22 protein-coding genes are annotated in these 21,718 nt (G+C 37.1%); 14 read left to right on the top strand and 8 right to left on the bottom strand.

Annotated features, from left to right (window positions below; translation table 11 throughout):
* The first annotated feature begins 22 nt into the window (after nt 1-22).
* The 3 genes from LB076_RS03195 to LB076_RS03185 are packed head-to-tail and all read left to right on the top strand — an operon-like array spanning nt 23 to nt 3,031.
* Nucleotides 23-1,513, top strand: coding sequence for a LysM peptidoglycan-binding domain-containing protein (locus LB076_RS03195; RefSeq protein ID WP_066335128.1), 1,491 nt, complete (start codon nt 23-25; stop codon nt 1,511-1,513).
* Nucleotides 1,514-1,558: 45 nt separating this feature from the next.
* On the top strand, nt 1,559-2,536 hold the full coding sequence (locus LB076_RS03190) for a DUF4837 family protein (RefSeq protein ID WP_066335125.1): 978 nt from the start codon (nt 1,559-1,561) through the stop codon (nt 2,534-2,536).
* 48 nt (nt 2,537-2,584) lie between these two features.
* Nucleotides 2,585-3,031 carry a GNAT family N-acetyltransferase gene (locus LB076_RS03185; protein ID WP_066335123.1) on the top strand — a complete coding sequence of 149 codons (447 nt, stop codon included), beginning with the start codon at nt 2,585-2,587 and terminating at the stop codon, nt 3,029-3,031.
* 39 nt (nt 3,032-3,070) lie between these two features.
* Here the strand turns inward: LB076_RS03185 and LB076_RS03180 are convergent, their stop codons facing one another.
* Both LB076_RS03180 and rnpA read right to left on the bottom strand, forming a co-directional pair.
* Complete coding sequence (locus LB076_RS03180) at nt 3,071-4,705, bottom strand: S41 family peptidase (protein WP_066335121.1); 1,635 nt, start codon at nt 4,703-4,705, stop codon at nt 3,071-3,073.
* Between the two features lie 231 nt (nt 4,706-4,936).
* A complete protein-coding gene (rnpA, locus tag LB076_RS03175) occupies nt 4,937-5,320 on the bottom strand; it encodes a ribonuclease P protein component (RefSeq protein WP_066335115.1) in 384 nt (127 codons plus the stop codon).
* 124 nt (nt 5,321-5,444) lie between these two features.
* Here rnpA and LB076_RS03170 point away from each other — a divergent pair, with 124 nt between their 5' ends.
* The 3 genes from LB076_RS03170 (at nt 5,445) to LB076_RS03160 (ending at nt 7,927) form a co-directional block, all read left to right on the top strand.
* Nucleotides 5,445-6,179 (top strand): lysophospholipid acyltransferase family protein, encoded by a 735-nt coding sequence (locus LB076_RS03170; RefSeq protein WP_066335109.1) that lies wholly within the window; start codon nt 5,445-5,447, stop codon nt 6,177-6,179.
* Nucleotides 6,180-6,189: 10 nt separating this feature from the next.
* Nucleotides 6,190-7,182 carry an acyl-ACP desaturase gene (locus LB076_RS03165; RefSeq protein ID WP_066335105.1) on the top strand — a complete coding sequence of 331 codons (993 nt, stop codon included), beginning with the start codon at nt 6,190-6,192 and terminating at the stop codon, nt 7,180-7,182.
* Nucleotides 7,183-7,273: 91 nt separating this feature from the next.
* Nucleotides 7,274-7,927 carry an HD domain-containing protein gene (locus tag LB076_RS03160; RefSeq protein ID WP_066335101.1) on the top strand — a complete coding sequence of 218 codons (654 nt, stop codon included), beginning with the start codon at nt 7,274-7,276 and terminating at the stop codon, nt 7,925-7,927.
* 11 nt (nt 7,928-7,938) lie between these two features.
* On the opposite strand, the gene LB076_RS03155 is transcribed toward LB076_RS03160, so the two are convergent.
* From LB076_RS03155 to LB076_RS03130, 6 genes are all read right to left on the bottom strand, one after another.
* Nucleotides 7,939-8,340 carry a hypothetical protein gene (locus tag LB076_RS03155; RefSeq protein ID WP_066335150.1) on the bottom strand — a complete coding sequence of 134 codons (402 nt, stop codon included), beginning with the start codon at nt 8,338-8,340 and terminating at the stop codon, nt 7,939-7,941.
* Nucleotides 8,341-8,507: 167 nt separating this feature from the next.
* On the bottom strand, nt 8,508-9,290 hold the full coding sequence (locus LB076_RS03150) for an enoyl-CoA hydratase/isomerase family protein (RefSeq protein ID WP_066335096.1): 783 nt from the start codon (nt 9,288-9,290) through the stop codon (nt 8,508-8,510).
* An 11-nt stretch (nt 9,291-9,301) separates the two neighbouring features.
* Nucleotides 9,302-10,717 (bottom strand): ATP-binding protein, encoded by a 1,416-nt coding sequence (locus tag LB076_RS03145; RefSeq protein WP_078055292.1) that lies wholly within the window; start codon nt 10,715-10,717, stop codon nt 9,302-9,304.
* 60 nt (nt 10,718-10,777) lie between these two features.
* Nucleotides 10,778-11,332: a CopD family protein gene (locus LB076_RS03140; protein ID WP_066335090.1), complete on the bottom strand. Its 555-nt coding sequence runs from the start codon at nt 11,330-11,332 to the stop codon at nt 10,778-10,780.
* An 8-nt stretch (nt 11,333-11,340) separates the two neighbouring features.
* Nucleotides 11,341-12,360: a ferrochelatase gene (gene hemH, locus LB076_RS03135; protein ID WP_066335087.1), complete on the bottom strand. Its 1,020-nt coding sequence runs from the start codon at nt 12,358-12,360 to the stop codon at nt 11,341-11,343.
* Between the two features lie 114 nt (nt 12,361-12,474).
* The gene (locus tag LB076_RS03130; protein ID WP_066335085.1) at nt 12,475-13,344 is read right to left on the bottom strand and encodes an AraC family transcriptional regulator; all 870 of its coding nucleotides are present in this window, start codon (nt 13,342-13,344) and stop codon (nt 12,475-12,477) included.
* A gap of 228 nt (nt 13,345-13,572) precedes the next feature.
* Between LB076_RS03130 and hemA the strand changes: the two genes are divergently transcribed.
* From hemA to hemF, 8 genes are all read left to right on the top strand, one after another.
* A complete protein-coding gene (hemA, locus tag LB076_RS03125) occupies nt 13,573-14,829 on the top strand; it encodes a glutamyl-tRNA reductase (RefSeq protein ID WP_066335082.1) in 1,257 nt (418 codons plus the stop codon).
* Nucleotides 14,830-14,880: 51 nt separating this feature from the next.
* Nucleotides 14,881-15,807 carry a hydroxymethylbilane synthase gene (gene hemC / locus LB076_RS03120; protein WP_066335079.1) on the top strand — a complete coding sequence of 309 codons (927 nt, stop codon included), beginning with the start codon at nt 14,881-14,883 and terminating at the stop codon, nt 15,805-15,807.
* Complete coding sequence (locus LB076_RS03115) at nt 15,807-16,499, top strand: uroporphyrinogen-III synthase (RefSeq protein ID WP_066335075.1); 693 nt, start codon at nt 15,807-15,809, stop codon at nt 16,497-16,499. Before hemC ends, LB076_RS03115 begins: the two co-directional genes overlap by 1 nt.
* A 61-nt stretch (nt 16,500-16,560) precedes the next feature.
* A complete protein-coding gene (gene hemE, locus LB076_RS03110; RefSeq protein ID WP_066335147.1) occupies nt 16,561-17,586 on the top strand; it encodes a uroporphyrinogen decarboxylase in 1,026 nt (341 codons plus the stop codon).
* A 7-nt stretch (nt 17,587-17,593) separates the two neighbouring features.
* Nucleotides 17,594-17,788, top strand: coding sequence for a hypothetical protein (locus tag LB076_RS03105; protein ID WP_066335073.1), 195 nt, complete (start codon nt 17,594-17,596; stop codon nt 17,786-17,788).
* Between the two features lie 67 nt (nt 17,789-17,855).
* A complete protein-coding gene (locus LB076_RS03100) occupies nt 17,856-18,902 on the top strand; it encodes an OmpA family protein (RefSeq protein ID WP_066335068.1) in 1,047 nt (348 codons plus the stop codon).
* Nucleotides 18,903-19,052: 150 nt separating this feature from the next.
* On the top strand, nt 19,053-20,714 hold the full coding sequence (locus LB076_RS03095; RefSeq protein ID WP_066335065.1) for an RNA-binding domain-containing protein: 1,662 nt from the start codon (nt 19,053-19,055) through the stop codon (nt 20,712-20,714).
* 63 nt (nt 20,715-20,777) lie between these two features.
* Nucleotides 20,778-21,686, top strand: a complete 909-nt coding sequence (gene hemF / locus LB076_RS03090; protein ID WP_066335062.1) for an oxygen-dependent coproporphyrinogen oxidase — start codon at nt 20,778-20,780, stop codon at nt 21,684-21,686.
* The last annotated feature ends 32 nt before the right edge of the window (nt 21,687-21,718 follow it).

The raw sequence follows: 21,718 nt of genomic DNA, 5'->3' as shown, positions 1-21,718 counted from the left end.
CGCCCCTATTGAAATTAAAATTATGTTTTTAAAAAATACCACTTGTGCCTTATTATTGCTTATTTCGGCTCCTGTATTCTCACAACAACGAACAGTTCCAAAAGATATATTTAAGCACGCTAGTTCTCTCTCGTACCTAGATTCTATAAAAAGCACTTTTGTAAAAGATGAAATAGCCCTATGCGTAGATAGCCTATGGATGACCGAGCTAAACAATCTGGATTTATTTGAGGAGCTTACCGCAGATATTCAAAACATTGATTTTGATAAAAAAGTAGCCTATGACCTGCCCACAAGTGTCTTAAAATCTAGGCTGAAGGCCATGAATGCAAAATCTCCTTTTAGGATAGAATACCATCCAAGTTTAGAGAACATCATCAAAGCCTATTTAAAATACCGCAAAAAATCTTTTGGTAAATTGATGGGGCTTTCCCAATATTATTTTCCCATTTTTGAAGCAGCCTTTGCCAAAGAAAATGTTCCATTAGAGATAAAATACCTCGCCATTGTAGAATCGGCCTTGAATCCAAAAGCAGTCTCCAGAATGGGAGCAACTGGCCTTTGGCAATTTATGTACCAAACCGGAAAACAGTACGATTTACACATTGACTCCTACATAGACGAGCGCAGTGATCCACTAAAAGCCACCGCAGCTGCGGCCAAATATATGTCTAGAATGCATGGCATTTTTGGAGATTGGGAGTTGGTTTTGGCATCGTATAACTCTGGCCCCGGAAACGTCTCTAAGGCCATCCGAAGATCTGGTGGAAAACAAAATTATTGGAATATCCGCAAAAAACTACCCAAAGAAACCCAAGGATATGTTCCTGCTTTTTTGGCTACCATGTATCTTTATGAATACCATAAAGAACACGGCATTGTGCCAGAAGAGGCCATAATACCCCATTTTGCCACCGATACCGTAAGAATTAGACAACAGCTATCGTTCCAACAAATTTCTAATTTGTTAGACGTTTCGGTACCCCAATTGCAGGCACTGAATCCGTCTTACAAACTAGAAGTTATTCCGGTTTACGAGCAAGACGACCACTATTTGAGATTACCAAAATCAAAAATAGCCGTTTTTGTATCTAACGAAGAAAAAATTTATGCCTATGCGAATCACCAAGAAAAGCTAAAAGAACAACCCCGCTCCCAAGTAGCCAAAGCAACCCCCACAATAGATCGACAAAGCCGCAATCTGGCCGCTAGATACCATACCATACGCTCTGGAGATAATCTAGGTGCAATAGCCCGAAAATACCACGTTAGCGTTGCTAATTTAAAAAAATGGAATGCTCTAAGAACCAATACCATTACTGCTGGACGCAAATTAAGAGTGTCCCAACGAGCTAGTGTAGCAGCTAACAAAAGCTATTCGGTTAAAAAAGGCGACTCTTTGTATAGTATTGCCAAAAAATATTCTGGAGTTTCTATCGTAGATTTAAAAAAATGGAACGGTATTCGCGGTGAAGCTATAAAGCCCGGTATGAAACTACGAATCAAGAGATAAAACCAATGTTTTGCACCAAAGGGTTTTGTTTATAAACTGTTCCAAATGATCCATTCTCCCTTTTTAGTTGTTTTGTTGGCCTTGTTGTTTTATTCTTGTCAAAAAGAAAATGCCAAGAATAGTACCCAAGCAACCAATCCAATCAATACCATTTCGATACTCATTGAAGACCAACTCTGGAATGGCGAAGTGGGAGACAGCATCCGTAATAAATTTGCTTCGCCAGTAATTGGCTTGCCTCAAGAGGAGCCGCTATTTACCATCAACCAATATCCAGTAAAATTGATGGAAGGCTTTATAGCAGACAGCCGCAATATTATATTGATAAAAAGAGATGCGCAAAACCATTTTTATATAAAGAAAGACACCCATGCCAAGGCCAAAAACATCTTTTGTATTTCGGGCAAATCTACCGCTGCTATTATAAAAATAATTGAAAATAAAGCCCCCGAAATTATTCAAACCATCAAAGCGACCGAAATTAAAGAAAGCCAACTTTTGATTCGGAACTCTTTATCGAATGCCAAAAAAGCAAAGAATAAATTTCAACTCAAAATTCAAATTCCAGAAAACTACCAGTGCGTATTAGAGCAAACTAATTTTATTTGGTTCAAAAAAGAAATTGTAAGCGGTAACAGTAGTTTGTTGCTCTATAAAATACCTCTGTCATCAAATATTAGCAAAGAAAATCTCGTAGCATCTCTTATTAAAGCCCGAGATTCTATTGGCAACTTATACATCCATGGCAAAGAGCCCGATACGGCCATGATCACCGAAGAAGCCTATGCGCCCTATTTTTTTAAGATACAACTGGATGGAAAATTGGCCTACGAGATGAAAGGCACTTGGGTTTTAAAGAATGATTTTATGTCTGGACCTTTTATTACGTATGCGTTGATGGACCCCAAAAACAATAGTGCCTGGATTTTAGAAGGGTTTTGTTACTCTCCGTCTAAAGAAAAAAGAGATCTTATGCACGAGCTCGAAGCCATCATAAAATCGGTACAGGTTATGGATAAATAATTAAAGGGTATTTTTGGATTTTATAACCCACTCAAAAAAACAATAGCGATGGCATTACAATGGCAAACAAAGCCTTTTGAGGCACTTACGGTAAATGAATTATATGATTTATTACAACTCCGTAGTCAAGTATTTGTGGTAGAACAAAACTGTGTTTATCTAGATATAGACTCCAAAGATAAGTTGGCTTTGCATTTATTTGCAACTTACAAAGGCGCTATTGTAGCGCACGCCCGTCTTTTAGAAGCAGGGATTAGTTATCCAAATGCCTCTATAGGTAGGGTAGTGGTAGCCTCCAATTTTAGGGATAGAAAATGGGGGCAAGAATTAATGCGTCACGCCATTGCGGGTATTGCCACGCATTTTAAAACTACCAAAATCACCATAGGAGCACAGCAGTATTTGCAAAAATTTTACGAAAGTCATGGATTTGTGCCAACTAGTGCGATGTATCTAGAAGATGGCATACCCCATCTTCAAATGACAAAAGATTAGGGGTTTGGTATAGCTCTAAAACATATCGGGAGTCTTTTTTTACTTCAAAATTTTAGCGTAAGCTTGGGGATCCTTCAAAAGGGTTACTGCTTTTTGAATCTCGGGACTATGCTCCAAATAATAGTGGTAAAGCCCTTCTTGGTATTGGTATCTTTTAAGAATTTCCTCGACCAGTACGCTTTTAATTTTTTCTTGATTTTTGTCCAACAAAGTTTCTTGACTTTTTTCTATACTTTGCAATAGTTGGTCGTATTCTAATTTAATGGTTGCATCTATCTTTTCTTTTTTGGCAACCTCCAATGTGTTTTTTAAGGCCACTATGGTTTGGGTATCAAAAGCGTATTTTCCGGATTTTAAAAATTGCTTAAAATCTTGGTAATCCGTTGCAGTAATATTGGGTATTTTGCTGCCTAAATTCGGGTGTTTATGATAGTATTGGGTAGCGTAATTAAATATGCCATCGTTTTTTTGGAGCGCATCCAAAATGGCTTTGCTACCAGGATCTTCTAATAGAATGTCTGGCAGAATGCCACCGCCATCATAAACGGTTCTTCCGTTACGAGTTTTAAAGGCATTGTAGTTTTTTTCTTCGGTTCTAATAGCAGCGCCATTTTTGTCTTTATGGGTATAGTCTAAGGCTTGGATGCATCGGCCTGAAGGCGTGTAGTATCTAGATATAGTAACTTTTAGTTGGGTGTCATAGGTCAGGTTAATGGGTTTTTGTACCAATCCTTTTCCGTAGCTCCTGCCACCTATAACCACCGCTCGATCTAGATCCTGCAAGGCTCCAGAAACAATTTCTGATGCAGAGGCGCTTCGGGCATCAATCAGGATTACCAATGGAATTTGTGTGTCTACAGGATCAAAGGTTGTTTTGTAGGTGTTGTTGTGTTTCTCAATTTTGGATTTTGTGGTAACAATAATTTCATCCTTGGCTACAAAGAGGTTGCAAATAGCAACGGCTTCATTTAATAAACCGCCAGGATTGCCACGAAGGTCTAAAACAATTCTTTCGGCACCTTGTTTTTTTAAAGCTTCTAGAGCAGCTCTAGTTTCGTTGGATGCTTTTTTGTTAAAATGTTCGATTGCGATATATCCCGTTGTAGCATCAATTTTTGCAAAAAAAGGCACCGATTTTACCTCTACTTCATCCAGAATAATCTCGGTGGTATTGGTTTTGCCTTGTCGGGTATAGGTAATGGCAATTTTGGTGTTTTTGCCTCCTTTTAACAATTCCGAAGCATCGGCTTTAAAATCCGACAATAGCACGTCATTTATTTTGGTTATTTCGTCTCCTGGTTGGATACCTGCTTTATCAGCCGGAAAACCTTTAAATACTTCTCGGATAATAATAGTTCCCTCTTTGCGATTAATGATAGCACCTATTCCGGTGTATTCGCCGGTATTGTTAATTTTAAATTTGAGTACGTCTTGCTCATTAAAATAAACCGTGTATGGATCCAAACTAGAGAGCATGCCTTTAATGGCTTTGTCCATCAGTTCTCCCGGATTGGTTTGGTCTACATAATTGGTGTTGAGTTCTTTAAACAGAGTAGTAAAAATTTCTATTTGCTTGGCAATTTCAAAAAAATCATTTTTGAAGCTCGTGCCAACTATCAAAAATGCCGAAGCAGCAATAGGGATAAGGTATTTTTTTTTAAAGTAAGAATGCATTGTTTTGTTTTTTTGGTCTTAAATTTTATACTAAATCCGGCCGTGCTAGTTAAGATGATGCTACATGCCAATCTAAAACTAGTACCAATATATATCCCTTGGAGAAACTATAGAATTTGTAATACGTAGCGCTATCTTTTTTGCATCAAGCAAAAAAAATACTACTAAAGACAAATTTAGAACTCCGTGATGGATCGGATTTATAGGCTAAAAATACAAAAAATAGGGATGCTAGTCTTCTTTTTTTGTAGTTTGGGCTACAAACTTTTCAAAGAGCTGTATGGTTTTGGTATGGATGGCATCATAGGTCCATTTTTCTTTGGTTTGATAAAACAACATAAAGGCATGGGGTTTGTCTAGTGCGTCCACCAATAGATGCTTATTTAGGCGGTAGGTTTCTCTGAGGATGCGTTTATAGCGGTTTCTGTCTACGGCTTTCTTGAAGTGTTTTTTAGAAACCGAAACTCCCATTTTTATTTTTAAATCCTCGGTGGTGTCTCCAGAATAGTAAACCAAACGCAACGGATATTTGGACACGGATTTGCCTTCTGAAAAGAGTAAATCAATGGTGTTTTTACTTTTTAATTTTTCTTGTTTAGGATAGCTGAAATTCATTTTTATAAAAAAGGCACTAATTTGTAGGTCACAAAGGTACAATTAAACGCCAAACCTATTATTGTTTAGGAATTAAATAGCACTAAAAAATATATTTAGTACTTTTGTGGTTAATTTTTTAAGCATGCAAAAACTTCTTTCCTACCCAATATCCGTAATTTATTACTTACTTTTTGGGCTTACATTAGTGGTGTTCCATCCCATTCAGTGGGTTTGTTTTAATGTGTTTGGTTATCAGGCGCACAAAAAAAGTGTGGATTATCTGAATTTTTTTTTGGTAAAATGCACCAACTTAATAGGGACTAGATACCACTTTGAAGGCATAGAGAACATTCCAAAAGGCGTGCCTATAATTTTTGTTTGCAACCACCAAAGCATGTATGATATTGTGGCAATGATCTGGTATTTAAGACGTTTTCATTGTAAATTTGTTAGTAAAAAAGAGTTGGGATCCGGTATTCCAAGTGTTTCGTATAATTTAACCCACGGCGGGTCGGTACTAATTGATCGCAAAGATCCCAAACAAGCGATACCTGCAATAAAAGGATTGTCGCAATATATTGAAAAAAACCGTCGTTCTGCGGTGATTTTCCCGGAAGGGACCCGTAGCAAAACCGGCCATCCAAAGCCTTTTGCGCAAAGCGGATTAAAAATATTGTGTAAATATGCTCCGTCTGCCTATGTGGTTCCGGTGAGTATTAATAATTCTTGGAAAATGGTAAAATTTGGTTTTTTTCCTGTTGGTTTAGGAAATCGCCTTACCTTTGCCATACACCATCCATTAAAGGTAAGTGCGTTTTCTTTTGAGGAGTTGGTAGAAAAGGCCGAAAACGCAGTAGTAAAAGGAATAAAAATTTAAACTATATACAATGTCTATAAAAAACATTCGATTAGAAGTAATGCAATTTTTAGAAAAAAATGTAGATACTTTTGTAGATCAATATTTAATACCCGTAGAAAAAATCTGGCAACCATCTGATTTTTTGCCAAATTCAGAAGGAGAAAACTTTTTTGAAGAAGTAAAAGAACTGCGCGAAATTGCCAAAGATTTGCCCTACGATTTTTGGGTTACTCTAGTAGGAGATACCATCACCGAAGAGGCATTACCGACCTATGAATCGTGGTTAATGGATGTAGAGGGTATTGATCAAGTAGAAGGCAAAGGCAACGGTTGGTCCAAGTGGATTAGACAATGGACCGGAGAAGAAAACCGCCATGGCGATCTGCTCAATAAATATTTGTATCTGTCCGGACGCGTGAACATGCGCGAGATCGAAATTACTACCCAACATTTAATCAATGATGGTTTTGATATTGGTACCGGTTCGGATCCGTACAAAAACTTTGTTTATACCAGTTTTCAAGAATTGGCCACCTATGTATCTCACAATAGAGTAGCGCAAATGGCCAAAAAATACGGCGATAACAAATTGTCCAAAATGTGTCGAATGATTGCAGGAGACGAAATGCGTCACCATCATGCCTACAGCGAATTTGTGAATAGAATTTTTCAGGTAGATCCTAGCGAAATGATGCTTGCTTTTCAATACATGATGAAACAAAAAATTGTCATGCCAGCACATTTTTTGAGAGAGTCTGGCCAAAAAATAAGCACTGCTTTTGAACAATTTTCAGATTCAGCACAGCGTATAGGCGTGTACACGGCGCATGATTATGTTGATATCATGCAAAAATTAATAGACAAATGGGAAATTGATAAAATTACTGGATTGACTGACGAGGCCGAAAAAGCACGAGATTACTTGATGAAACTCCCGGCTAGAATGGCCCGAATTTCAGACAGAATTGTAATTCCTCAAGAGTCCCATATCTTTAAATGGGTAGAACCAGCCAGAATATAATTCCAAATAAAGAATTTAGATAGATCGCTTAAAAAATGTTGATTCATGAGGGTAAATCCTTGTAGATCAGCATTTTTTTAAATATAAGAAAATGAATAACACCGATATAATTAGCAAAACGATTTCTTTTGTAAAAGAAAAATTGCAACATGCCGAAGGTGGCCATGACTGGAACCATACTGAAAGAGTCTACAAAAATAGTTTGTTGCTAGCCCAAGACACCGCCTGCCAACTGGTTGTAGTGCAACTAGGAGCCTTGCTGCATGATATTGCGGACAGCAAATTTCAGGATGGAGATGAAACCGTGGGGCCCAAAATAGCCAGAACATTTCTGGAAGCACAAAATACCGATCCAAAGGTGGTGGATCACGTGATTAAAATTATAGAAAACACCTCCTTTAAAGGCGGAAATTTTCAAAAGAGCTTCACGTCTATAGAATTAGATATTGTTCAAGATGCAGACCGTTTAGACGCCTTAGGAGCTATAGGGATTGCCCGAACGTTCCATTATGGCGGATTTAAAAACAGAGCCTTATACGATCCTAATATTGCGCCAAACACCACAATGAATGCGGAGGAGTATAAAAAGAGTACGGCCCCTACGCTAAATCATTTTTACGAAAAACTATTGCTACTAAAAGACCAAATGAATACCCCTTCTGGAAAAGCTATTGCCGCCCAAAGACACCGCTATATGGAAGGTTTTTTGGCTCAATTCTATGCTGAGTGGGATGGAGAGAAATAGGGATTACAGCATTAAATAATTCCTTTTTCTTTCATTTCTATAATAGCATCAGAGGCACTCTTGAAAGTAGGTGCTTGCTCCAGGATGGTTCCTACTCTTTTTTTATTTAATTTAAAGGTAATGTCGTTTTCGGTAGTGAATAACAAAGCAGTCAAAAACGGATTGTTCATATAAGGAAACAATACTGCATAGGCTTGGTCTAAAGAATGAAAACTTTCTACCTCTTCAGTTTTATAACGCGCTATTACAGACAATGTGTAGCCGCCTTCGTCCAATAAAACGGGTCTGATGTAGATGTTTTTTAATTCGGTGTCTCCTATGGTCTTGGCCAAAGTTAATTTAGCATAGGTTCCGTTTTGTATGCTTTGCTTTACGCTTTCCCAAAAAAGGGCAAATACTGGCTCGTAGGACATGGTTTGGATTTTAAATTTGATTTTCTCCCCAAAGAGGGTTTGCAAAATTAGCTTTTGTATCGCAAAAGTAGATTGTATTCTATAAAAACTTTATTTATATAAATAGAAAACCACAGATTTGGTGTTTTAATTGCTTTGAATCGGGGGTTTTTTTATAGTTTGGCAGCTCATTTTCCAGAGAAAACCGCCTTTCTTTTTTCGAGAAATGCAGTAGTACCTTCTTTAAAATCGTCTGTTCCAAAACACTTTCCAAAAGCTTTTATTTCTGTTTCAAAACCATTTTCGCCTTCTTTAAAATTGGCGTTTACAGCATCAATGGCCATGCCAATGGCTACAGGAGAGTTGGGTACAATTTTTTGAGCCATGCCGTTGCAAAAAGCTAAAAGCTCTGTTGGAGCCACCACGTGATTTACTAAACCAGTTCGGTGTGCCTCCTTGGCACTAACCATCGAGGCGGTCATAATCATTTCTAAAGCGCGTCCTTTGCCAATTAGTTGTGGCAAACGTTGCGTACCTCCATAACCCGGAATAACTCCTAACGAAACCTCTGGTAATCCCATTTTTGCGTTTTCGGAGGCCACTCTAATGTGGCAGGCCATAGCTAACTCCAATCCGCCTCCCAATGCAAATCCATTTATGGCAGCAATTACCGGAAGGTTTAAATTTTCGATAAAATTAAATAAAGATTCTTGTCCGTGGGCAGCCAGTTGGATACCTTCTTGCACCGAAAAACCAGCAAATTCTGCAATATCTGCACCTGCTACAAAGGCTTTGTCTCCGCTGCCAGTGAGCACAATTACTTGGGTTTGTTTGTCTTGACTGACCTGCGCAAAGGCCTGATGTAACTCTTCAATGGTAGCCATATTTAGGGCATTCAATTTACTAGGGCGATGGATCGTAATGGTGGTTACTTTATTATCGGTGGTTATCAGGATATTTTTGTAAGTCATAATTGGTTTGTTTAGGTGTTTGTTATTGGAAGAGAAACGGTAAACTTGGTTCCTTTTCCAAATTCTGTTTCAAAACGGATGGTGCCTTTGTAGTTTTCGATGATGTTTTTTATGATTCCTAATCCGAGCCCCATGCCACTATTTTTGGTGGTAAATTTAGGTTCAAATATGCGGTTTGTGTCTTCGGGCTTGATCCCAACGCCTGGATCTGCAACAGAAATCAGTACGTTGTCTAGCTGTCTTTTGACCGTTACAAAGACAGTTTTGTTTGGTTGTTGTTCGGGTATGGATTGAATGGCGTTTTTGACTAAATTGGTCACAATACGGATAAGTTGGGTACGGTCTATTTTAGAAATAATCTCTGGAGATTCTTTCTCAAAAACAATGTTTTCTTCATTAAAAATATCCAAAGTCAATTCGACCACTTCCACTACATTTAAGGTTTCGTTTTGTTGTGCTGGCATCGAAGCAAAATTAGAAAAGGCCGAAGCTACCGCATTCATGGTGTCTATTTGCTGAATCAAAGTTTCAGAATAATCCTTCATTTTTTGAAGTATGTTAGGGTCTTCTGGTCGGAACCGTCGTTGAAAACTCTGTACAGTCAATCGCATGGGGGTCAGCGGGTTTTTTATCTCGTGTGCCACTTGTTTAGCCATTTCGCGCCAAGCTTCTTCGCGTTCACTTTGGGCTAATTTAATGGCGCTAATTTCTAATTCGTCTACCATTCTGTTGTAGGCGGCAATCAATAAATTAATTTCTTTGCTGCTGGCTTCCAATAAAATCTTTTTGTTTTTTTGGTTAAAACTGGTTTCATTCAAACGGTCCGAAATGGTTTTTAAAGACTTGGTTATATACGAAGAAAGAAAATACGCTATGGCAAAAGCAACAAGTAGCATAAACGAATATACTTGGCCTAATCGGATCAGAAAGTTGTTTAATTCTTTGTCATAATAGCCATCGTCTTCCAGATAGGGCAAGTTTAAAACCCCTAACGGTTTGAATTTTTCGTCTTTGATCTGCGTATACGAGGAACGGTTTTTTACACCATTTACGGTTTTGATGTCTACGTAGCGTTTTTCTATAGAGGAACGCACCAGTTTTAGGATGTATTTTGGTATTGGAGGTGCAATTTTATCTACAGAAAAAGATTCTTTAGAAGATTTCAATAGCTGTCCCTCTAGGTTGTAGATGTTTATCTCAATGTTGTGGATGTGTGCCAGTTCGTGTATTTTGTCCTTAAAAATCAAGTCCAGATTTTCGGTATTCAAAGGGTAAGTGGTGGTGGAGAGCACATAATTTATGTGCTCTTTGACAGCATTTTCTTTGCGTTCCAATCGTTCTTGGTGGTACTCTTTGGCTTCGGCCTTAAATTGGATAATGGAGATAGAGGCTAGCAATACTGAGGCAAGGATTATCAATACAATCATCGAAAGAAAAATTCGGATGCGTAACGAGAGCATGGATAATCTAAAACCTTTTAGCATAGTTTAGGAGGCGTTTTTGTCTCTTATTTTTTTGTAAAATTTAAAGCCGAGCATAATTGTTACCGAAAACAAAAAGATTCCAATTACGCCGTAAATCCAATTAAAAGCATTTTTTAAAACTACCAAAAAAACCACAGAAAACAATATTATAGTAGCACCTTCATTCCACAAACGCATAAAATTGGTGGTGTATTTAACCTGGTTTTGTTGTAATTGCTGAAATATTTGTTGGCATTTGGCATGATACAAATACAACACAAAAACAAAGCCAAGTTTTACATGCATCCAAGGCATTTGTAGCCAAGATTTGCCCAAGTCGGTAAAAAACAACATCCAAAAAGCAAAAATACTCGCCAAAATTGCCGAGGGCCACGTAATGATATACCATAACCGATAGGCCATTATTTGGTATTGTTTTTGCAAAATTTCTTTTTCGGGCGTGGGTTTTTGAGCCGCTTCAATTTGGTATACAAACAGTCTTACAATATAGAACAATCCTGCAAACCACGTAATGACAAAGATGAGGTGTAAGGATTTTAGGTAGTTATAATAGGCCATTGGTTTGGTTATTTGGCATAAGCCCAGTCGTTAATCCATTTGCTTACCGTGTTGCACCATTGCTGGTCATCATTCAAGCAAGGGATTGCTAAAAATTCTTCGCCACCATGTGCCTTAAATTCGTGGTTTGCTTCCATGGCAATTTCTTCGAGGGTTTCTAAACAATCGGATACAAATGCAGGAGTGACTACGGCTAGTTTTTTAATTCCTTTTTCGGGCATTTTGTTTACCTCTACATCCGTATAAGGCGTTAACCATTTGTCACCCGCTAAACGAGATTGGAAGGTTTGGCTGTATTTCCCTTCTGGAATTCCTAATAATTTTACGACTTGTTTGGTGGTTTCGTAACATTGATGGCGGTAACAAAATTCATGCGCCGGCGATGGCGTGTTGCAACAAGAACCATCAATTTTGCAATGGGATTTGGTTATATCGGTCTTTCGGATGTGACGCTCTGGAATTCCGTGGTAAGAAAACAATAAATGGTCGTAATCAAAACCTTCTAAATGCTTTTGCATAGAATCAGCTAGATTTTTCAAATAGTCCGGTTTGTTATAAAATGCTGGAACGGTGGTTAGCTGCATCTCCGGAAAATGTTTTTTACGCAACTCTTCGGCCAGTACTAATATAGTAGTAGTAGAGGCCATAGCATGTTGTGGATACAACGGAAAGAGCAATACTTCCGTAACGCCTTTGTCTCTAAGTTCTTGTAGGCCTGAGAGTATCGATGGATTGCCGTAGCGCATAGCAAGAGCAACAGGCAGTTCTACTTGTTTTTGTACTTTTTGGTGCATTCTTTTAGAAATCACTACAAGCGGCGATCCTTCGTCCCACCATATTTTTGCGTATGCAGCAGCAGATTTTTTGGGTCTGGTTTGTAGTATAATACCTCTAACGAGCAATGCTCTTAGTAAATACGGAACGTCGATGACGTATTTGTCCATCAAAAATTCGTCTAAATACGGTTTTACATCTTTTGGGGTAGGGCTTTCAGGAGAGCCAAGGTTTACTAATAATACGCCTTTCATGTTGTTTTTTTTAATTGGTAAAAGTACTAAATCTTACTTTTTTATAGGTTGGGATTAACTTTTATTTATTTGTTGTTGGAGTTCTGCTCCAAAGGCAAAAGAACCTCCTTTTGATTAGTTGTTATTGATGGACATTAAATATTTTTTGGGAGTGGTGGCAAATTTCTTTTTAAATGCAGCGATAAAATGACTTCCGGTGCTGTAACCTATTTTTAATCCCACTTCGTTTACATTATAAGAACCACTGTCTAAGAGTTTTCGGGCAAAATCCATTTTATAATCAAACAAAAACCCATAAACGGTATCGCCATAAATTTGTTTGAAACCCATTTTTAATTTCTTTAAATTTAAACCTACCTGATCTGCTAATTCTTGCAAACCGGGAGGCTCTGCCATATTGTTTACAATGATTTCTTTGGCTTTTCGTATTTTGATAACATTATCTTCATCGGTCAAAAAAGGGCATTGTTCTGCATTGGGGTCTTCGGTCCGGTTGAAATATAGGCTTAACAATTCGTAACCTTTGCCTCTGTTGTATAGGTTTTTTATAGACGGATGCAGGTTATAATGAAACAATTGGCTTAAAACAATGGCCATTGAAGGGCTGATGTTTCCTTCGTTGTAGTATTTTTTGTCCTTGTTCTCGCCACTCAAAAACGGGATATAATCGGCTTCGGCAGAAAACAAGGCATGAAATTTTTTGATAGATATAATCATAGATATAACCCAAGAGTTAGGAGCTAATTCTAAATTTAGAGGCAACTCTTTTTGCGGATTGTAGAGCAGCAAGGAATGTTCTTCTTTAAGGTCTAATACATAATGGCCTTGGTTGAAAACAAACTTTGCGCTTCCTTTTAGACCAAAATGAAACTGAATCAAACCGCTGCTTACCTCGCGCTGGGCTTTAAAGGTTTCGGGACTATCATTTTGAAACCGAATTAAGGTAAAGTCATCCTCTATTTGCATAATTTCTTGAGAACCCATAGCGATATTTTTTTGTTAAACAGAAGCTCTGTCTGGCTTTGTTTTATTTAGAATCACTCTAAATAAAAACCGTCTTACAAGTTGATTTTAGTACAAAAATAGCGTTTTTTGACTATAATAAGCCCTTTAGAAACAAAAAATCACACAGCGTTACAAAAAGAACTTACAGCGTTACTTTTATAAATACTATAGTGATAATTTTGTAGCACTTTCTTGAAAAGTATTTATATGGAAAACAGCAACCAATCAAAGCACCACTATTTTTACTCTGTAGGACTAAGCTATAAAAAGGCAGACGCCGAGATGCGAGGCAAATTTAGTTTGGATACTTTGGCAAAAACACGTTTACTAGAACAAGCAAAATCCGAAGGAATTGAAAGCTTAATCGTTTCGTCTACCTGCAACCGTACCGAAATTTATGGATTTGCAGAACACCCTTTTCAACTCATAAAATTAATCTGCGAGAATAGCAATGGTAGCGTTGAAGAATTTCAAAAAGTAGGTTTTGTCTACAAAAACCAAGAGGCAATCAGCCATATATTTAGAGTAGGGACGGGTCTGGATAGCCAAATTTTAGGAGATTTTGAAATTATATCCCAAATCCGCTCCAGTTTTACCCAGTCTAAAGCAATGGGTCTGGCTAACAATTTTATAGAACGCTTAGTAAATGCCGTTATACAGGCCAGTAAAAAAATAAAAAACGACACCGAAATTAGCTCAGGAGCAACCTCGGTATCTTTTGCAGCAGTACAATACATTATAAAAAATGTAGAAGATATTGGTAACAAAAACATTTTGTTATTTGGTACGGGTAAAATAGGCCGAAATACCTGCGAAAACTTGGTAAAACACACCAAAAATGAGCACATAACACTTATTAACCGAACCAAAGACAAGGCAGAAAAATTAGCCGGAAAGTTAAATTTAATAGTAAAAGACTACTCTGAGCTACATTTAGAATTGCAAAAAGCAGATGTGGTGGTAGTTGCTACTGGCGCCCAAAACCCTACTGTTGATAAAGCCATTTTAAACCTCAAAAAGCCGCTACTGATTTTAGATTTATCCATTCCTAAAAACGTAAATGCAGATGTAGAGTCTCTAGATGGAGTGAGCCTAGTACACATGGATTATTTGTCTCAACTCACAGATGAAACCCTAGAGAACAGAAAAAACCACATTCCTGCCGCCGAAGCCATTATCGAAGAAATAAAAGAGGAGTTTAATCTCTGGACCAAAGGACGTAAGTTTGCTCCTACTATACACGCCTTGAAAGAAAAGCTTAATGCCATCAAAAACTCAGAATTGAACTTTCAAAGCAAAAAAATAACAGACTTCAATGAGGAGCAAGCAGAGATTATAAGCGCACGAATCATTCAAAAAATAACCACCCAATTTGCAAATCACTTAAAAGATGACAATACTATGGTAGACGAAAGTATTGAGTGGATTGAAAAGGTTTTTAAAATAGGCATTACTGCCAAATAAGACTCCAAAAGCACCAAAGAATAGCAATTCTAGAATGGTTAAAAAAAATACATGGCAGAAAAGACAATAAGAATAGGGACTCGAGATAGCGAACTCGCACTCTGGCAAGCCCACACCGTAGAAAAAAAGTTAAATAATTTAGGGTACAAAACCAAAATTGTAGCGGTAAAATCAACGGGAGATGTAATTTTGGACAAGCCACTTTATGAATTAGGCATCACCGGAATATTTACAAAAACACTAGATGTTGCCATGATCCATGGCGATGTAGATATTGCAGTACATTCTATGAAAGACGTTCCTACAGCTCTTCCTCAAGGAATTGTGCAAGCTGCCGTTCTGGAAAGAGCCAGCACTCTGGATATTTTAGTACACAAAGGAAATTTAGATTTTCTTGACGCCGCCGGAACAATTGCTACAGGTAGTTTGCGCCGCCAAGCACAATGGCTTAATAAATATCCAACACACCACGTAGTGGATCTACGCGGAAATGTAAATTTGCGCATGAAAAAACTCCAAGAAGGCAACTGGAATGGAGCTGTTTTTGCAGCTGCAGGATTAGAGCGTATTGACCTAAAACCAGAAAATTATATTAATTTAGATTGGATGATTCCTGCTCCAGCCCAAGGTGCAATGCTTGTGGTAGCCATGCAAAACGATGCTTTTACCTTGGATGCTTTGTCCCAATTAAATGATATAGAAACCGAAATTGTAACCTACATAGAGCGACAATTTCTTAAAACCCTAGAAGGAGGTTGCACGGCACCAATTGGCGCATTGGCACGATATAACGAACAAGAAGATACCATCCATTTTCAAGGGGTGTTATTTTCGCTTGACGGAAAAGAAAAAATTGAAGTAGACAAAAAGGTTCCTATCCAAGAATGGAAAAAATTAGGATTCTACTCGGCTCAAGAAATTCTGAATAACGGAGGAACAAAATTAATGACCGAAATCAAAAATAATTTGAAAAAATAATGAGCCAAATAAGTATTTTATCCACCAAAACATTGTCAGACGAACTAAGACAAGTATTTATTGATGCTAATTTGGATCTTTTAGAACAAGATTTTATCGAAATTAAAAACACCCTTTTTGAGCTAGATAAAATCAATAACAATCTGATATTTAGCAGCCAAAATGCAGTTTTGAGTTTGATGGAACAAAACGGTTGGGAAGCCTTAAAGGCAAAACCGGTTTTTTGTGTAGGAATTAAAACCAAAGAATTATTAGAGGCAAATGGTTTTACGGTTCTAGTCTACTTGGATTACGCCTCAGAACTGGCCGAAATCATCACCCTAATTTATAACCAAGAAAGTTACACCTTTTTTAGCGGCAATTTGCGTAGAGAAACCCTTCCAGAGTCTTTAAAAAAGGCTGGAATTATCTTTAACGAAATAGAAGTGTACCAAACCACCTTGGCGCCTTTTAAAATTTCGGATCAAGAAAATTTTGACGCAATTATGTTCTTCAGTCCATCTGCTGTGGAGAGTTATTTGACCAATAATAAAATAAAAAAAGAACGTTGCTTTTGTATTGGCAGCACTACCGCTGCCGCATTGGAGGCGCATAAAATTAAAAATAGTGTAATTCCTGAAATACCGACCATTGAAGACGTAGTTTTTGAAGTAATTCAGCATTATGCACCAATGCCCGAAGAAGGTAATTAGAAAAACAAAACAAGATAAACCATCCGCTAAAAGCCACAAGCGACTAGCCAATAGCAAAAAAATGATAAAAAACGACTTATTTTTAAGAGCATTAAAAGGAGAAACAGTACAACGTCCGCCCGTATGGATGATGCGTCAGGCGGGTAGGTATTTGCCAGAATTTATCGCCTTGCGTGATAAATATGATTTTTTCACCCGTTGTCAAACTCCAGAATTGGCTGCCGAAATTACGGTACAACCCATCCGAAGAATTGCACCCGATGCCGCAATTTTGTTCTCGGATATCTTAGTGATTCCGCAAGCAATGGGTATTGCTGTAGAGATGAAACCTAATTTTGGACCCTATTTGCCAAATCCAATCCGTACTATTCAAGATGTGGAGAATGTAATGGTTCCAGATGTGCACGAAACCTTAGGATATGTTTTTGATGCCATAAAATTAACCAAAGAAATGTTGAACGATGCCGTACCATTAATTGGTTTTGCGGGTTCGCCTTGGACCATTATGTGTTATGCGGTAGAAGGGCAAGGGTCTAAAAGTTTTGATAAAGCCAAAGGGTTTTGTTTTCAATACCCAGAAGCAGCACACGTTTTGTTACAAAAAATCACCGATACAACTATTTTATACCTAAAAGAAAAAGTAAAAGCAGGCGTCAATGCCGTTCAGATTTTTGACTCTTGGGGCGGGATGCTCTCTCCGGTGGATTATCAAGAATTTTCTTGGAAATACATCAACCAAATCGTGGAAGCATTGGCAGATGATGCTCCAGTTATTGTTTTTGGAAAAGGATGTTGGTTCGCTCTTGGCGAAATGGGAAAAAGCCGTGCTTCTGCATTAGGAGTAGACTGGACTTGTTCGCCTAGAAACGCACGCTACCTATCTGGTGGCAACATTACTTTGCAAGGAAATTTTGACCCATCTCGATTGTTGTCGCCAATTCCGGTGATTAAGAAAATGGTGCACGAAATGATTGACGAATTCGGAAAAGACAAATACATCGTGAATTTAGGTCACGGTATTTTACCCAATATCCCTGTAGATCACGCTAAAGCATTCATTGATGCAGTGAAAGAATACAATCCATAGATAGCAAATGCTAACCAAAGGAATAAGAGACCAGAAGAAAGTAAAGAGCGACACGATGTTGACCACTTTACTTTCTTTGGTTTTTGTGCCCAAATTTTGGAATACAGAAGATACTAATTTAGTAGATAATCAACTGATGGGTTTTGATTTAACAAGAGTGATTCTGGATCCAATTGAAGAGGCAGATTTAATAGTAGCATAACTTCTTTGGTTTTTTAAATTGTAATTTAGTTCTAAAAGTTGTTTAGAAATAATTAAATTTAGGAAACATGAAAAAAAGTATTGTTGTTATATTCTCAGGATTGCTTTTTCTATCTTGTAAAAAAGAAGCAAGAAAGGTTGCTAATACAGATGAGGTAAAAGTAAGTGTTGCTTCTGAAAATACACTTTCGGATAAAGAAAACACACTTTATTTAGAATCATTTGATTGGTCAAAAATTCCAGAATCTACAGCAGAGATAGGTTCTTTTCCATATATAACTGCTCCAGAGGGCTTTGTTATTTGGGAAGATGGTCATAATGCTGTAGCAAAAAACGGAATGACAGCAGTTTTTGATTTTAATAAATTAATAATTTATAACGGAAATTCTTTTTTTAATGCGGAAGGAAAAAAAGCAGTACTAGATTTTGGAAAAAAAGATAGTGAATCCAACTTTAATACCTTGAAATTTGATAAAAGTGTCGATGCGTATTTAAAAAAAATTGGAGCTGTTTTATTATTCGAAGGAAAAATACCATCTAAAAAATTAGATGAGATTAAAAAAACAGAGGAAAAAGCAGTATATAAGTACATTCAAACTGCCGGAAGTCCTTATGATGTTTCTGTTCGCAATTATGCTTTAAATCATAAAAACGGAAAAATATTTTTTCAATTTGGTTCCAATTCCGCTAGCGCTGAAATGGCTGTTGTAGAGCTAGAAGGTTTTAAACAAACCATTCAAACGCCTACTGCTTCAGCGATGCAGAAAGATATTGATGCCAAAGGCAAAGTGGTTTTAAATATTAATTTTGATGTGGATAAAGCGATTTTACAAAAAGAGGAACAAAAGGTTGTGGATGAAATTTTTACCTTATTATCCAATAATCCAAGCTTGAAACTATCCATTGAAGGCCATACAGATAATAGTGGAAGCGTGGAGCGCAATAAAAAATTATCCGCAGAAAGAGCCAATACAGTAAGGTATGCCCTTGTCGGAAAAGGAATTGATAGTAAACGTTTAAAATCCAGTGGTTTTGGTTCAGAAAAACCCTTGGCTACTAATAACACAGAAGATAACAAAGCTAAAAACCGCAGAGTTGAGTTGGTGAAGTTTTAAAATATAGATACCAAATGAAAGATAAATTTTTTAGCTACATACAAAACCTACAAGACCAAATCTGTAACGGATTAGTTAGATAGAAAAAGTATGAAATTTAAAAACTAAATTTACATTCCTATATTTGTAAGAAACAATTATTTGTCAATAATGACTGAAAAAGAGCTACATGATTATTTAAAGACTAACTACCCACTTGAAAATGAAAAGTGTGAGTGGAAGGAATTTAAGTCGTTGAAAAACGCTGTTGCAGGAGATGTTTCAAAGGATATAATATCTTACGTATCAGCAATAGCTAATATGCAAGGAGGTCATTTAATTATTGGAATCCAAGATGAAACATTAAATATTACTGGAATCCAAGATTTTTCGGGTTACACAATTGAGGATATTAGGTTTAGAATTAATGGAAATATTACGAATCTAAATATTGAAGCGTTTAGCGTAGAGGAATTCACTACTTCTGACACAAAAAAGGTAGTTTGGGTTTTTCATATCCCAAAACATCAATTCAGATTGCCTGTTTACGCTCATAAAAAAACATGGCAACGAATAGATGGCAATTTGGTCGAAATGACAAAAGCTCGCTTAGATGCAATATTGACTCAAGTTCAAGCTAATGAAGACTGGACTAAAGTAATTATTCAAGGGGTTACTATCGAAGATTTGGATCAAGATGCTATACAAAAAGCGCGCATTGAATTTAAAAAAAGAAATCCTAAGTACTCTGACGATGTGGATAATTGGAACGATATTGATTTTTTAAACAAAGCAAAACTTACCATAAAAGGTAAAATTACAAGAACTGCTTTAATTCTTTTAGGTAAAGAAGAATCAGAACATTACTTAGATTCTTCTGTTAAAATTAGATGGAATCTAAAAAGTCTAAACAATCAAGATAAAGATTTTGAGATATTTTCAATCCCATTATTGTTATCTATAGACGAGGTTTTTAAAAAAATACGAAATCTAAAATACCGTTATCTCCGTGATGGCACATTATTTCCTGATGAGGTATCGCGTTATGAACCGTTTACTATTCGAGAGTCTTTAAACAATGCTATTGCGCATCAAGATTATTCTAAAGGAGCAAGAATTAATGTAGTGGAGTTCGAGGATGACCACTTAGTATTTACTAATTATGGCTCTTTTTTACCAAAATCGGTAGAAGAGGTTGTTTTAAATGACACTCCAGAAGAAGTTTACAGAAATCCTTTTTTGGTTGAAGCAATGAAAAATTTAGATATGATTGAAACTCAAGGTGGAGGTATTCGAAAAATATTTAACTTTCAAAAACAGCGATTTTTTCCATTACCAGATTATAATTTTGATGATAATAAGGTAAAAGTGACTATAACGGGTAAGATTTTGGATGCCAATTTCGCTCGAATTTTGATACAAAATTCAAAATTACTATTAAACGAAATTATTTTATTAGACAAAGTTCAAAAACGCAAAGAGATTAATGAAATGGAATTCAAATATTTAAAAAAAGCCAATTACATTGAAGGTAGGAGGCCTAATATCTATTTGTCGTATACTATTATTGAAACTATAAATGATGAAAATTTACAAGCCCAATATTTAGCCAATCGTAGTTTTGATGATTCTCATTTTAAAGAGATGATTGTAGAGTATCTTAGAAAATTCGGCAAAACTAAACGCAAAGCGATTGATAACCTTATTACTCCTAAACTCTCAGCAGTACTTTCAGCGGATAAAAAGAAAAAGAAAGTTACCAATTTTCTATCTGCATTAGGTAAAGAAGGTAAGGTACAATGTCTTCCGGGATATTATTGGGAAATAATTTAGACACTTTTAAATACTTTTAGATACTTTTTTAGACACTTTTAAACACTTTTGCATTTCAACCAAATGAAAGATAAATTTTTTAGCTACATACAAAACCTACAAGATACCATCGTTGCAGGATTAGAGGCCGTAGATGGTCAGGCCAAATTCAAAGAAGACCTTTGGGAACGTCCAGAAGGAGGCGGAGGAAGAACCCGTGTAATCGAAAACGGAAAGGTTTTTGAAAAAGGCGGCGTAAACATCTCTGCCGTTCATGGCAAATTGCCCGAAGCCATGCAAAAAATGTTTGGCGTAGGCGAAGCCGACTTCTTTGCTTGCGGATTGAGTTTGGTCTTACACCCAAAGAGTCCAATGGTGCCTACTGTACATGCCAATTGGCGCTATTTTGAAATGTACGATCCTAACGGAAACGTAATTCAGCAATGGTTTGGTGGCGGACAAGATTTAACGCCATACTATTTGTTTGAAGAAGACGCTACACACTTTCACCAAACCTGTAAAACGGCTTGTGATAAACACAATCCAGATTTTTATCCTAAGTATAAAACACAATGCGATACCTATTTCTGGAATGCACACCGACACGAAGCACGCGGAATAGGAGGCTTGTTCTTTGATTATTGTAAAGAGTCCGAAACCATGCAAATGGAAGATTGGTTCCACTTTGTATCCGAAGTTGGAAACAGTTTTCTTCAGGCCTATGTGCCTATTGTAGAACGCAGAAAAACACGCTCCTTTACTCCAGAGCAAAGAACTTGGCAAGAGATCCGTAGAGGACGCTATGTAGAGTTCAATCTAGTGCATGACAAAGGCACTTTGTTTGGTCTAAAAACCAACGGCCGGATAGAGAGTATCCTGATGAGTCTGCCGCCGCATGTGCAATGGGTCTACGACCATCATCCAGAAGTAGGGAGCCAAGAAGAAAAATTACTACATGTCTTAGAAAACCCAAGAGATTGGATTTCGAGTTAAAAAGCCATTAGCTGGTATCGGATACAGACTAA

Origin of the sequence: Flavobacterium crassostreae (assembly GCF_001831475.1) — a bacterium.
GTDB classification, from domain to species: domain Bacteria; phylum Bacteroidota; class Bacteroidia; order Flavobacteriales; family Flavobacteriaceae; genus Flavobacterium; species Flavobacterium crassostreae.
This window is presented reverse-complemented; position numbering and strand designations above follow the sequence as displayed.